The sequence below is a fragment of the uncultured Arcticibacterium sp. genome, assembly GCF_964021845.1.
Lineage (GTDB): Bacteria > Bacteroidota > Bacteroidia > Cytophagales > Spirosomataceae > Arcticibacterium.
This window is the reverse complement of the sequence record NZ_CAXHZC010000002.1, coordinates 130,190-143,431: the sequence shown is the minus strand read 5'-3', so window position 1 is coordinate 143,431 and position 13,242 is coordinate 130,190. Positions and strand designations below refer to the sequence as shown.

General features: G+C 36.3%; 10 protein-coding genes. 8 read left to right on the top strand and 2 right to left on the bottom strand.

The genetic code is table 11. From position 1 onward, the window contains the following. Positions 1 to 205 precede the first annotated feature (205 nt). The 3 genes from AADJ06_RS07295 to AADJ06_RS07285 all read left to right on the top strand — a co-directional run bounded on the left by AADJ06_RS07295 (position 206) and on the right by AADJ06_RS07285 (position 1,495). A complete protein-coding gene (locus AADJ06_RS07295; RefSeq protein WP_341225766.1) occupies positions 206 to 667 on the top strand; it encodes a PA2169 family four-helix-bundle protein in 462 nt (153 codons plus the stop codon). Between the two features lie 3 nt (positions 668 to 670). Further along, on the top strand, positions 671 to 1,069 hold the full coding sequence (locus AADJ06_RS07290) for a hypothetical protein (protein ID WP_341225765.1): 399 nt from the start codon (positions 671 to 673) through the stop codon (positions 1,067 to 1,069). Between the two features lie 87 nt (positions 1,070 to 1,156). Further along, positions 1,157 to 1,495 carry a response regulator gene (locus AADJ06_RS07285; protein WP_341225764.1) on the top strand — a complete coding sequence of 113 codons (339 nt, stop codon included), beginning with the start codon at positions 1,157 to 1,159 and terminating at the stop codon, positions 1,493 to 1,495. Between the two features lie 8 nt (positions 1,496 to 1,503). On the opposite strand, the gene AADJ06_RS07280 is transcribed toward AADJ06_RS07285, so the two are convergent. Further along, positions 1,504 to 2,229, bottom strand: coding sequence for a response regulator transcription factor (locus AADJ06_RS07280; protein ID WP_341225763.1), 726 nt, complete (start codon positions 2,227 to 2,229; stop codon positions 1,504 to 1,506). Positions 2,230 to 2,242: 13 nt separating this feature from the next. Then, a complete protein-coding gene (locus AADJ06_RS07275; RefSeq protein ID WP_341225762.1) occupies positions 2,243 to 3,841 on the bottom strand; it encodes a sensor histidine kinase in 1,599 nt (532 codons plus the stop codon). A 539-nt stretch (positions 3,842 to 4,380) separates the two neighbouring features. On the opposite strand from AADJ06_RS07275, the gene AADJ06_RS07270 reads away from it, so the two are divergent. The 5 genes from AADJ06_RS07270 to AADJ06_RS07250 all read left to right on the top strand — a co-directional run bounded on the left by AADJ06_RS07270 (position 4,381) and on the right by AADJ06_RS07250 (position 13,152). Continuing rightward, positions 4,381 to 6,027, top strand: a complete 1,647-nt coding sequence (locus AADJ06_RS07270; protein ID WP_341225761.1) for a hypothetical protein — start codon at positions 4,381 to 4,383, stop codon at positions 6,025 to 6,027. Positions 6,028 to 6,343: 316 nt separating this feature from the next. Beyond that, entirely contained in the window at positions 6,344 to 7,261 is a 918-nt protein-coding gene (locus AADJ06_RS07265) for an AraC family transcriptional regulator (protein ID WP_341225760.1), read from the top strand. 168 nt (positions 7,262 to 7,429) lie between these two features. After that, entirely contained in the window at positions 7,430 to 8,584 is a 1,155-nt protein-coding gene (locus tag AADJ06_RS07260; protein ID WP_341225759.1) for an efflux RND transporter periplasmic adaptor subunit, read from the top strand. A 44-nt stretch (positions 8,585 to 8,628) separates the two neighbouring features. Next, positions 8,629 to 11,742, top strand: a complete 3,114-nt coding sequence (locus AADJ06_RS07255) for an efflux RND transporter permease subunit (RefSeq protein ID WP_341225758.1) — start codon at positions 8,629 to 8,631, stop codon at positions 11,740 to 11,742. 12 nt (positions 11,743 to 11,754) lie between these two features. Next, positions 11,755 to 13,152: an efflux transporter outer membrane subunit gene (locus AADJ06_RS07250; RefSeq protein ID WP_341225757.1), complete on the top strand. Its 1,398-nt coding sequence runs from the start codon at positions 11,755 to 11,757 to the stop codon at positions 13,150 to 13,152. The last annotated feature ends 90 nt before the right edge of the window (positions 13,153 to 13,242 follow it).

Sequence of the window (13,242 nt, the reverse complement as noted above, 5' to 3'; positions counted from 1 at the left end):
AAAAACTATGCTTTGTCCTGAGTCCTCAAGGTTTGCCTTGGGGATTTTTGTGTTTGCTAGCATTATTTAAAAAAATAAGTAGTCTTGGGTATTTGGGGATAGCGTTCTACACGTTGCTTCGCTCAGTATCTTGTTTTCTACATATTTCGGCCGTTTTTAGTTTGGAATGGCCTTTTTACTTTACTAGTCAAACAACACATATATTATGAAAAATCAAGATAAAATTAAAGCACTTCAAACATTAGCCGAACTTCAAGTTGACCGTGAGGCAGGTTACCGTAAAGTTGCGGAAGAAGCAACTGTAGCAGACTTTGACCTGAAAGTAATGTTCCAAAATATGGCAAATGAAAGTAAAAAAGCTACTGAGTTTTTAAATGCTTTCTTAGCAGAGTATGGAGGAGAAAAAGTGGAACATGAGAATTCATTTTTGGCAGAGATACATCAGGCTTGGATTGACATTAAGAAAGCTGTTTCAACCAGAGATAGAAAAGCCTTACTAGGTAGTTGCGAATTTGGTGAGAACATTATTATTGGGGCCTATGAGAGTATTCTTGAAGATGAAAGGCTAGTAGATGCTGAAATAAGAATGCTTCTGCATAGTCAATTGGACGAGATTAAGAAGTCGATAAAGATTATTGAAGAGGTGAAAGAGTTAGAAAAAGCATAGATTATGAAAGTTTTAGGTATAATAGTTATATCGGTTTTGTTTCTGTTCTCCATAGGAATGGATTCAAAAGGTACAATCACTGATGAGGGAGTCCAAGAGTTGGACTCCCTTTCTCAGTCAATTGATTCCGTATTTAATGAGGTGGAAGCAGAAAGGGTTAGTCTCAAACTGAAGTTGGAGCAATCTTTGAGAGAAACCAATAAAGACTTATTGGCTGTAGAACAGCTACTTACAGTCTATAGCGGGAAGGGGAAAGATACCGAATTGAACAAAAAGAAAGAGGCATTGGTGGCTAAGAAAAATAAGCTTTTGAGTAAGTATGGAGAGTTGTCTTTAAATGCCAAAAAAGATTTGCAAGAGCACAAAGAAAATATGGAGTTGGTAGAGGTATTAGACAACTGAGTCATAAGCTTTCTATCTTTAAGCCATAACTAGCATTGGGTAATCAAAATCACTAAATTTCCGCTGAGAGGCGGTAATGACCAATTTATGACGAAACGTATACTAATTATTGATGATGAATTAGATATCTGTTTATTGTTACAGGGCTATTTAAAGCGTCAGTCTTTTGATGCCCATTATGAGCAAAACCTTAAAACGGGTTTGCAGGCGTTAAATGATTTACAACCCTCGGTATTGATTTTAGATAATAACCTGCCTGATGGTTTAGGTGTGGAACACATTCCAGCTATTAAAGCATCATATCCTGATTTAAAACTTCTTATAATATCGGCTTACAGTTCGCTAAAGAAAAAGGCAATAGACTCAGGAGCAGATGCTTTTATTTCAAAACCGTTTAATTACTCTTCAATAATGGCTTATTTATGAGCTTATTATTACTTTTCTCTCCTTATAATGTTTATCCTCTTTAAAAACTTACTCTTTTGATTAGTTGGGATTACAACAGTTTTTTGCAAACTCTCTATCCTCATTATATTGTTGTTAATTTCTGCCACATATTCAAGGTTTATGATACAAGACCGTGAAATTTTGTAAAAAAGCGGCTCCGTAAAGGTTTTGCTTAATTCGCCAATATTGATAGAGAATTGTTCGGGCAGTTTTTGGTCTTTTATATAGATGTATGAGGTGTAGCCTTTGGCCTCTATTAATATTACATTTTTCCGTTTTATTTTTTTTAAGCCTTGTGCAATAGGAAAAAACATATATTCATTATCTCTTTTGACCTTGGCATGAAACTGATTATAGGCAAGTTCAATCTGGAACATAAGTCCTTTGGCATGAAAAGGCTTTAAAATATAGTTTGCAGGGTTAGTCTGGGAAGCTTCTTTAAATTTTTCATCGTCGGAGTGAGAGGTCAAAAATACTATAGGAATAGGCATAGATTTATTGACCTGTTTTGCGAAATCAATGCCTGATTTTTCTTCATGTAATTCTATGTCTACCAGAGCCAAGTCAATGGGTTCCTCCATCATTATCCTAAGGGCGTCAATGTACGTGTGGCAAATTTCTGGATCTTTATGTCCAGCTTTTTGAATGATGTTTTTTATGTCATTGGCTACAATGACGTTGTCTTCCAGAACTAGAATTTTTAGAGCAATCATGGATTTAATTAGCTTATTTTATAAAAGATATGGTTAGGTAGAACTTATCAAAAGTATCGATTTTCAATTTGCCTTTTAATTGCGTGGTTTGCATTTTTATGAGTTCCATCCCAAAACCATTTCTGTAACCTTCTTTTTTAGTAATGCCAGGACCATTATCAGCATAGGACAAAGTGATTAAGGAGTCAACATCCTTGGTTAATTCAAACTTTAACTGTGGGTTTTTAGAGAAAGGGATGGCATATTTACAAGAATTAGTAATTAGTTCATTAATAATAAGTCCAAGGGCGATGGCTTTGTCCGGTTCAAGTTCTATTTCCTCCAAGTTTTCTATAATCTCAACCTGCTCTTTTAAGCCAAAACTATTTAGAGCATATTCTATTACATTGGTTAAGAATTTTTTGAGGTTAACAACGCCGGCATTTTTACCATCATATAATTGCCGGTGAAGAATGGCCATACTTTCAAGGCGGAACTGAGTATCTTCTAGGGCTCTTTGGGATACAGCATCTGTTACCTTTTCTTTCTGAAGGTTTATAAGGCTAGATATAAGTTGAAGGTTGTTTTTTACTCGATGGTTCTGTTCCTTGATTAAAATGTTATTCGTTTTTATCGTTTTTGCTCTGGAATTTAAGAGGTAGTAAAAAAGGAAAATCAAGCAGACGGCTATTACAAGACCAATAAGGATAATTGTAATTATTATTTTCTGGTTTCTTATTTCGGCAAGGTTTTCTTTTAAGGTTAATTCATTTTTCTCGGTTTCATATTCTATTTTTAGTTTGCTTAAAGCTCCATTTCTGTCAGCTTCAAAAATGATTTTATCCTCTTCTATCAGAAGTAGAAGGTATTCCAGAGCATTTTTATAATCATTTTTGTGTTGATAATATTTATACCAAGAATTGTATACTATTGCTCTGAAGGTTGGATTGCCCCCTAAACTGCTGGACATTCTGGAAGTTAACTCATTTAGCAATGATTCTGCTTGGTCAAAAATACCCCTTGAGGCAAGTATTTCAGCTTTGCCTGCTTGAGCATTGGATAAAGTGAAAAACTCATTTTCGTAGCCTTTCAAAACCTCTATGGCCTTATCAAATATTACTAGGGAGGAGTCTGGATTAGTAGGCCTAATACTGTTGGCCTTCTGAATAAGGATTACCGCTCTGTCTTTCTGATTTGTATTGTCAAAATTTTCGACCAATTCCGGGTAAAACTGTTGAAGACCTTTTCTAGAGTTACCCTTTATGAAAACTTCCTTCGCTTTTAATTTTAGTCTTTCAAATTCTTCTTTCTGGCCGTTTTGGAATGCTAATCCTCCTATTTGCCAATATAGCCGCCCTTCTTCAAAAGGCATTTGCCTCTTTTCTACTATGCGTAAAGATTTTAAAAACCATTCTAGTGATTTTTCTGAATGACCTAGACCGTTTTCTATTTTTCCAAATAGGTAATAGGCTTCCGCCAATATACTCGAGTCTTTTTTGAGTGTTCCCTCCTTTAATAATGCGTTTGCATATTCTATTCTTTCTTCTGTTGTCTTGGTGTTTGTTTGGGGGTATGTCAATAATGAACAGAATAATGCCAAGCCAACGAAAAATATAATTTTAAAGCGTGTCATAGATATACCAAAATTAGAGGGCTCTTATTAAAAATCAACACTTTAGTCCTTAGTTGTCCGAAGTGCAGTGTTTGTTGTTGTTTATATGCAGTTCGTTGGATTGGGGCTTTTGAAGATAGTTTCTTTAAAGGGTTCATTTTACATTCGTCTTTCCAATGTTTGAAAATAAGCTTTCCCACTACTACAAACCTAGAACACAACTTTTTAAATTATTAAAACATCATTATTACTTATAGTTCTTACCCCTTTTAGAATGCTGCTTTTCTCTTAACCCAGACTTTGTTCTGGGAGAGATTAAGCAGTTAAGACAGAAGTTTTAACTTAATTCAATATTCCCTTTTAAATTGATAATATCACAAAAGTGTCTCGGCTTTTTTTGTTAGAAATGCCTATCTTGTGGCTAGATTTTCACAAAGAGTTTTATGTTGAAAAACTAATGCGGTATGTACTTTTATCGAAAGATTCTTGACGCAGAAATCCTTTAACAAGGCGTGACTTTGTAAGAGGGCTATTTGAAACTCTGTTCAAACTAAACTAAAATGACGGTCAAAAAACTAAAAACACTCCTTTCTTTTTTTACAGCTTTACTTTTAACTAATTACTCCTTTTCGCAGGGCGATTTTGTTTCCTCTATAAACGAACGTATAGAAGAAGTTAACTCTGCCAAATACGTTTATAAACAAAACTTGGAGTTAATAGGGGATGAAGGGAAGGCTAAAATAAAATTATTAACCATAGATAGCAAAGGGCGTAAGAAAGCCGTAGAATATGCTTTTAACTTCAAGGACCTTTCAGAGAAAGCTCTAAATTATAAAGTAGACCGAGACGTTATAAAGGTAGGCGTTTTTGCTGCTGATAAGAATAGATTTATAGCAGAATTTAAAGACGACGAACTCTCAGGCTATACGGCCGACTTTATAATTTATAGTAGAGATTATGATAAGGCGAAGGAGGTTATTGAGGCTTTTACTAAGCTGATTAACTATTATGAAGAAGTCACTCCATCAAATGCTCCTCCATCTAAGTTTGGTCCTATTCAAGATTGGTTAATAACTAATATAAAGGGTTTTGAAGGAGAGAAGAATGATGTTAGACAGTCCTTGTCTTTTGACCCAGAGAACACGATTTCTTCAACTTTCACTACCACATCATCAAACTCGAAGGGTGATGATGTGGAGTTTTACACTTTCAATCTGGCGGATTTAGACGCGGAAGATATTTCAATTGAAATGAAATCAAATATGTTTTTTTTGGAGTTGACTACAAAGAGAGGTTCTAAATATATTTCCTATAATGAAGATGGAGAACTTGAGAATAATGTCAATAATGTGCAAATGTGGAGCACTGATTTAGAATTGATAAAACTCTGGAAAGAGGCATTTAAAAAAGCAATTCCACTAGCAGAAGAAATTTTAGAAAAGAACCAAAAAGTTATAAATACAAAGGCTGTCGCCCAAAACTATATTAAAATGTCTCAGGATATTTCCTTTGATAGCAACTGTAATTGCACGGTTAACTTTAAAGAGAAGGATGTTCCGATGACGTATAAGTTTAATTTCGCTGACCTTGATGATAATTCATTAGATAAGTCGGTCTCTGGTTACTTATATGAAGTAGAACTTAAGGCTAAAAAGGGTAACGACTATATAGCCATTTATGAAGAGGACGCTCTGATAGACTTTAAAGAAAAAGTAGTTTTGACATCTGAAAATATAGAATCCTTCAGGCAAATAAATGAATCGTTAAAGTTCTTAATAACGCAGTGTGAAGAGAGTTATGTTATTTCCATAAAGGAGGGTAGCCTAAAAGAGAGAGTAAGCTGGATTGCGGAATCAATTCCAAATATAGAGGTTGATGAAACCAAAATTGAGCAAGAAATTACTTTCTCAGATGATGAGCCATGCGAAATGCGTTTTGATGTTAAGATTGATAAATCTGGTAAAGAAGAGTCAAACGGCTATGAATTAAAGGCACATCTATTAGACCCAGATATTTCTGGAATAGAGGTGAATGGAAATAATGTTTATGTATTTCTACAGGCCGAACATAAAGGGAAAGTTATTGAAGCTTTTGAAAACGGTGAACCAGACAATTTTGTGAGTACCGTTAAAATTCAGATAGACGATTTGGAGAAAGCTAAGTCTATTCTTGAGACTTTTAAAACGGTAATGAACGACTGCAAATAGTTTTATATTCCGCTTCGATAAGCCCTTTCTATGAATAGAAGGGGCTTTTTTTGGCGATAAATACCCTTGCTTGGTCTAGTGAAATCTAAGAAATGTTTTTTTAATAAGATGTACTTCTAGTTAATGGCATTCACTTAGTTTTTCTAATATGTAAGGCTAGGCCCTTATTATGATGATTTTACTTTTAAGAATGTTAGAATAAGTCTATTTGGTCTCTATATTCTGATAAAATAATAAAAATATTACTAGCCAAACCATTCTTTAGAATCTGCTGTTGTATGGGGATTATGTTTGAAAATAATAATTTCGGATAACGATGGAAAAGTTTACTTTAGAAGATTTTTACTCTAAAACACTTTTGAAGGGTGGCGGAGATAAGTTTGCTCAACTCTCCAAAATGAGTCATGTTAATATATTTAAAAGAGATTCTTTTAAGTGTGTTAGCAGTAGTATAGGTAAACTTCATAGAACAGATTTTTACAAGATATCATTGGTGGTGGGTGAAGGACGCCTTCGCTTTAAAGATGAAACCATAGAGGTCTCTGGGCAGGCTCTAGTTTTTTATAATCCTAATATTCCTCACTCTTGGGAAGCTCTTTCTGAAAACCAGTCGGGTTACTTTTGTTTGTTTAATGATAAGTTTGTTGAACCTTATTTGATGACAGAGGGCTTTAAGAATTCTGCATTAAATAATCCTGAGGTGAATCCTGTTTTTCATTTAACGCAGACAGAAGCCCATTTTTTCACTCACCTTTTTAAAAGGATGTATGATGAGTTAGCGTCCTCTTATGAGTATAAGTATGACTTAATCTTGCATAGCTTGCTCATTTTGATTCATGAGGCTAGTAAAAGACGGACTTTTAAGACTAAAGTAGAAAAGACAGCAAATGCCTCATTGACAATCACCACAAAGTTTATGGAGATTCTTGAAAGGCAGTTTCCTATTGATTCATCAGAGCATTCCATCAGTATTAAAAGACCGAGTGATTTTGCAGACCAACTTTCTGTACATGTAAATCACTTAAATAGAGCGGTGAATGAAACTACAGGAAAAAGTACCTCCGAAATTATATCATCTAGGCTAGCAAATGAAGCTAAAGCATTATTAAAGCACAGTTCTAACTCTGTTTCAGAAATAGCCTATACTCTAGGTTTTGAGCATGCTTCTAATTTTAATCTATTCTTTAAGAAACACGCCGATATCTCACCAAGAGCCTTTCGGAATTTAGTTTAAGGATTAATTATTTGATTTTAGTAAGCAATAGAATGAATAGAATAATTTAAAATTCTTAATAAACTCCAATTTTGCAACATCAAATTTTTAAAAGCTTCTTTTAGCAAATTTCTTTAATTAAATCCAGTTCAGAATTGGTCTGAACTAAGAAAACTATTTCATCAAAACATGTTTTTCAAAATAAAAGCTATCATATTAATTACTTGCATTGGATTTTTAACATCCTGCAAGTCTGAAACTGCTCAGCAAGAAGCAGGTACTAAGGCACCCGTTAAAAGTTATCCTGTATTAGCTCTTCAAAAAATGTCTACCATCGTTAGTTTGGAGTTTCCAGCTACGCTAGAAGGAATGGAAAATGTTAACATACATTCCAAAATTGACGGTTTTGTAGAGAAAATATATGTAGATGAAGGGGCCTTTGTTAAAAAAGGTCAATTACTCTTTACTATTTCCGCTCCGCAATATGAGCAATTGGTAAGAACGTCTAATGCGGCTATTAAATCTGCGGAAGCGGGTGTGGAGTCTGCCAAATTGAAAATTGAAAAAGTAAAGTCTTTGGTAGATAAGAAAATTGTTAGTTCCTATGAACTGCAGGAAGCAGAGTTAAACCTTAAAAGTGCGGAAGCTTTATTGGCTCAGAAAGAGGCTGAACTAATGAATGCAAAGGTAAATTTAGGGTATACCAGAATTACTAGTCCAGTAAGTGGTGTCATTGGTGGTTTGTCTTTCAAAGCTGGTAGTTTGGTAAGTGGGAGTACGCCGCAGCCGCTTACCACAGTTTCAAACATCTCAAATATTTTTGCCTATTTCTCTGTAACGGAGAAAGCTCTTTTGGGTTTCTTAAGAGAAAGGCAGGGCTCTTCTGTCAAAGAACAATTGAAAAGTTTGCCTGATGTGAAACTCTTACTTTCTGATGGGCAAGAGTATCCTTCCACTGGAAGAATTGAATCTATTTTTGGTTTGATTGATGCTCAAACGGGTACAGTGAGAATTAGAGCAAAGTTTCCTAACAAAGAGTCATTGCTAAGAAGTGGAGGTAGTGCAAACCTGATACTTCCTCAAACTTTAGAAAATGTATTCTTAGTACCTCAAAAAGCTGTTACCGACTTACAAGGTAAAAAGTTTGTTTATGTAGAAAACGAGGGCATTCTAAGAAGTGTATTTATAGATGTGCAGGAAGCAGGCTCGGGTCAATTTTACATTGTAGAAAAAGGCCTTGCTGAAGGTGATAAAGTGGTTTTAGAAGGTGTCCAGTTTTTAAAGGACGACATGGAAATAAAACCAGAACTGGTAAACGCTGCAGATATATACAAAGACTTGTAATCAACCTTTTAGGTTAGATTTATTTACCTATAAAACATTAAAGCATGTTTAAGCAATTTATAGAGAAACCCGTACTCTCTACGGTGATTTCCATAATTATAGTCATTCTGGGTTTACTGGGGATTTATGCTATTCCAGTATCACAGTATCCAGAAATAGCCCCGCCTACGGTAGTGGTTTCCACTTCTTATCAAGGTGCCAATGCAGATGTGGTACTAAACAATGTGATTATTCCGCTGGAAGAGCAAATCAATGGTGTGGAAGATATGACCTACATCACTTCATCTGCAGGTAATGATGGTTCTGCCACTATCACAGTTTATTTCAAATTAGGGACCAATCCTGATTTAGCAGCTGTAAATGTTCAAAACAGGGTTTCTAGAGCTACTAGTCTATTACCCCAAGAGGTGGTGAGAGCTGGGGTTCAAACCACAAAAAGGCAGTCGAGTAATTTGGTAATTTTTGCTATTTATAGCGATAGCTCCACTTTTGACCAAACTTTTTTACAGAACTATGCCAATATTAACCTTATTCCAAAGATAAAAAGAGTTCCAGGAGTTGGAGATGCGTCGCCGTTTGGCTTGATGGATTATTCTATGAGAATTTGGCTGAAACCTGCTATCATGGCAAGTTATGGTTTGGTGCCATCTGATATTAATGCAGCACTGTCTGAACAAAATTTAGAAGCTGCTCCTGGGCAATTAGGGGAAGAAGGAAATCAAAGCTTTCAGTACACCCTTAAGTATAGAGGAAGACTTAAAAACGAAGAAGAATTTAGTAATATCATTATTAGAACGGGAGCAGATGGACAGATTCTAAGATTAAAAGATGTGGCTAGGATAGAGCTGGGGGCATTAAGCTATACCAGTTCTGTAAGAATGAATGGTAAATATGCCTTAGGAGTAGCCATTAGTCAAACCGCTGGTTCTAATGCCCAAGAGGTAATTGATGGAGCTTTGGAGGTTTTAGATGAGGCCTCTAAATCATTTCCAAAAGGGATGAGTTACATCACTATTCTAAATGCTAATGACTTCTTAGAAGCGTCTATTGAAAATGTTTTTCATACGCTTTTAGAGGCTTTTGTGTTGGTGTTTTTGGTGGTGTTTATTTTCCTTCAAGATTTTAGGTCTACGCTTATTCCGGCCATTAGTGTACCTGTAGCCATTATAGGTACGTTTTTCTTCTTAAATCTTTTTGGCTTTAGTATAAATCTGCTCACGCTTTTTGCCTTAGTATTGGCCATTGGTATTGTGGTAGATGATGCCATTGTGGTGGTGGAGGCCGTCCATTCTAAGTTGGATAGCGGCTACACCTCTGCCCGAAAAGCTAGTATAGATGCCATGGATGAAATCTCTGGAGCCATAATTTCTATTACCTTGGTGATGGCGGCGGTATTTATTCCTGTGAGTTTTATTGAAGGTTCGTCTGGTGTATTTTATAAGCAGTTTGGTTTAACATTGGCTATAGCCATTTTACTTTCTGCTATTAACGCATTGACCTTGAGCCCGGCCTTATGTGCTATTTTGCTTAAGCCGCATGACAAAGACCATAAAACTACATTCTTAACTCGTTTTAGTCTGGCTTTCAATACTTCTTTTAATAGACTGACTTCACGCTATAAGGGAATTGTACTTTTCTTAGCTAAAACCAAATGGGTAGCTGGAGGTATTATCGCAGTTTTTGTCGGTCTTTTAGTTTGGGGCATGCAAACCACGCCAAAAGGTTTTGTGCCAAATGAAGACTTAGGAACCATATTTTCGGATATTTCTTTGCCAGTAGGTACTTCTAGAGAGAGAACAGAGGAAGTTTTAGCCGAGATTGATAGTATAGTACATACCGTTCCAGAGGTTGATTTTACATTGAAAATTGGCGGACGTTCTATCATAAGTGGTACGGGTAGTTCTTACGGGATGGTTATTTCTAGGCTTAAACTTTGGGACGATAGAGAAAGAACGGTGGAGCAAGTGATAGGTGAACTTTTTCAAAAAACAGCCAGTATAAAAAATGCAAAAGTGTTGTTTTTTGCACCGCCTACTATTCAGGGTTTTGGTACCACTTCAGGTTTCGAATTCCAATTGCAAGACATGTCTGGAGGAGAGTTGACAGATTTCAATACTGTTAGTGAACAGTTTTTGGGAGCATTAAATGCAAGACCTGAAATTCTGTTTGCTCGAACATCTTTTAATCCGAATTTCCCTCAGTATCAAATAGACCTTAACGTAGCTAAGATTAAACAATCTAAACTTACCGTGACAGACGTGCTTAGTGTGCTTCAGGGTTATTATGGTGGCGTTTATGCTTCTAACTTTAATAAGTTTGGAAAGCAGTACAGAGTGCTTTACCAAGCAGAAGCCATGGATAGAGCAGACCTTAAAAGTTTGAATGCTATTTATGTAAGAAACTCGGCAGGGGAGATGTCGCCAGTATCTGAGTTTATTACGCTTGAGAAGGTTTACGGACCACAAATTATTTCGAGATTTAACCTTTTTACATCTATTGGTGTTACAGGTACGCCAAACCCAGGCTTTAGCTCTGGAGATGCTCTGGTGGCTATTCAGGAAGAAGCTGCTAAATTATTGCCAGATGGTTATGGTTTTGAGTTTTCTGGTCTTTCAAGGGAAGAAAGCTCAGGAGGAAATCAAACCACCTATATTTTCTTACTGTGTATTGTGTTTGTCTACTTCTTGCTTTGTGGGCAGTATGAAAGTTATATTCTGCCTTTAGCTGTTTTGTTCTCCATACCTATTGGTTTAGCAGGAGTATTCATATTTGACAAAATGTTCGGCATTGACAATAATATCTATACTCAAATTACGGTCATTATGCTTATTGGTCTGCTGGCCAAAAACGCTATTCTAATTGTGGAATATGCAGCCGAAAGAAGAAGAAAAGGCTTGAGCATTTTAGATGCTGCCGTTAGTGGAGCCGAGGCTAGACTAAGACCAATCTTAATGACATCTTTTGCGTTTATTTTTGGGCTTTTGCCGCTTATGCTTTCTAGAGGAGTAGGAGCAGAGGGTAATAATTCTATTGGTACTGGTGCTGTAGGCGGTATGTTAATAGGTACCATTTTCGGAGTGTTGGTAATTCCAGTATTGTTTATCGTTTTCCAAACCTTACAAGAGAAGGTTTCTTCAAAACCACAACCGGAAAACTAAAAAATCATTAAAATGAAATTGAAATTAAGTATATCAATATTGACATTTGGCGTATTTCTGTTAAGTGCTTGTGTAAAACCAAGCATTTATCAGCAGCCCAATGTAAATACAGAAGACCTTTATAGAGGTGTAGAAAATGCAGATAGCACCAGTATGGCTACTTTGGAGTGGCAGCAGCTTTTTACTGACCCTATCTTACAAGACTTGATAGAGACAGGTTTGGCAGAAAACTTGAACTTGAAAATAGCTGTAGAGCGAATAGCAGCGGTGCAAGCTACTTTTAGAGAGAGTGAATTAGCCTTTTTCCCAAGCCTAAGTGCGGGATTAAGTAGAACGGAAAATCAACTTTCGTCACAGGCTGTCAATTTCCCTGTCGGGTCAATTAGGTTAGCCACTTCAACTAATTCGCTGCAGCTAAATACAAGCTGGGAAGCAGATATTTGGGGTAAACTAAAAAGTGCCAAGAAGGCTGCTTACGCCAATTTGATGAAAGAAGATGCTACCAAGAGAGTGGTCCAGACCGAGTTGATAGCCAATATTGCCAATGCCTATTATAGCCTTTTAGCTTTAGATAAACAGTTAATGGTGACGGAGCAAACCGTGCAAAACAGAAAGGAAAGTGTGGAGTCTATGCAGGCATTAAAAGATGCTAGTTATGTGACAGAGGCTGAGGTTATGCAGGCTGAAGCCAATCTTTATTCGGCGGAGGTTCTTATTCCTAATATCATGAAAGGCATTAGAGAAACAGAGAATATACTAAGCTTTTTATTAGCGGCACCATCTAGCTCTATCAGAAGGTCAAGTTTAGATACTCAGAGAGCTTATGCTGACTTACAAACAGGTTTGCCAGCACAGCTTCTTCAAAACAGACCTGATGTGCAGCAGGCAGAATTTACTCTTGTAGCGGCTTTTGAAAATGTAAATGTGGCGAAGACATATTTCTACCCATCATTGACCATTACTGCAAGTGGTGGCTTTAACAGCTTTGATTTGAAAGACTTTTTTAATAATTCTATTTTCTACAACCTTGTAGGTGGTTTAACCCAGCCTATTTTTAGTAAAGGAAGAAATGAAGCACGATTGGCTATTGCTGAAGCTGACCAAAAGCAAGCCATGTATGCTTTTCAGCAATCACTTTTAGGAGCAGGCCAAGAAGTTTCTAATGCACTTTTTGCTTTTCAAACGGCGGTAGAAAGGGAGGAGATAAGAAGTAAGGAAATAGAGTCATTGACCAAAGCGGCGGCGTACACTAAAGACCTTTTGCTTTATAGCTCAAATACCAATTACACGGATGTGCTGAATTCTGAGCAAGCCTTAATAGCTTCACAGCTAAACGGTGTCAATGACAAGTTAGAACAGTTACAATCTGTGGTAAATCTATATAAAGCTTTAGGGGGTGGTTGGGAATAATCTATACAGGTTATGGATTTTAGACCACAGTTTTTTTATTTCTTTTGGTAAGGCTTTGTTTTAGTATACTTATAGTAAGCGACTTGTGTT

Excerpts from the sequence above, each read along its gene's own strand:
- AADJ06_RS07280 (WP_341225763.1), bottom strand. The coding sequence starts at position 2,229 with ATGATTGCTCTAAAAATTCTAGTTCTGGAAGACAACGTCATTGTAGCC.
- AADJ06_RS07255 (WP_341225758.1), top strand. The coding sequence starts at position 8,629 with ATGTTTAAGCAATTTATAGAGAAACCCGTACTCTCTACGGTGATTTCC.
- AADJ06_RS07275 (WP_341225762.1), bottom strand. The coding sequence starts at position 3,841 with ATGACACGCTTTAAAATTATATTTTTCGTTGGCTTGGCATTATTCTGT.
- AADJ06_RS07265 (WP_341225760.1), top strand. The coding sequence starts at position 6,344 with ATGGAAAAGTTTACTTTAGAAGATTTTTACTCTAAAACACTTTTGAAG.
- AADJ06_RS07295 (WP_341225766.1), top strand. The coding sequence starts at position 206 with ATGAAAAATCAAGATAAAATTAAAGCACTTCAAACATTAGCCGAACTT.
- AADJ06_RS07250 (WP_341225757.1), top strand. The coding sequence starts at position 11,755 with ATGAAATTGAAATTAAGTATATCAATATTGACATTTGGCGTATTTCTG.
- AADJ06_RS07285 (WP_341225764.1), top strand. The coding sequence starts at position 1,157 with ATGACGAAACGTATACTAATTATTGATGATGAATTAGATATCTGTTTA.
- AADJ06_RS07290 (WP_341225765.1), top strand. The coding sequence starts at position 671 with ATGAAAGTTTTAGGTATAATAGTTATATCGGTTTTGTTTCTGTTCTCC.
- AADJ06_RS07270 (WP_341225761.1), top strand. The coding sequence starts at position 4,381 with ATGACGGTCAAAAAACTAAAAACACTCCTTTCTTTTTTTACAGCTTTA.
- AADJ06_RS07260 (WP_341225759.1), top strand. The coding sequence starts at position 7,430 with ATGTTTTTCAAAATAAAAGCTATCATATTAATTACTTGCATTGGATTT.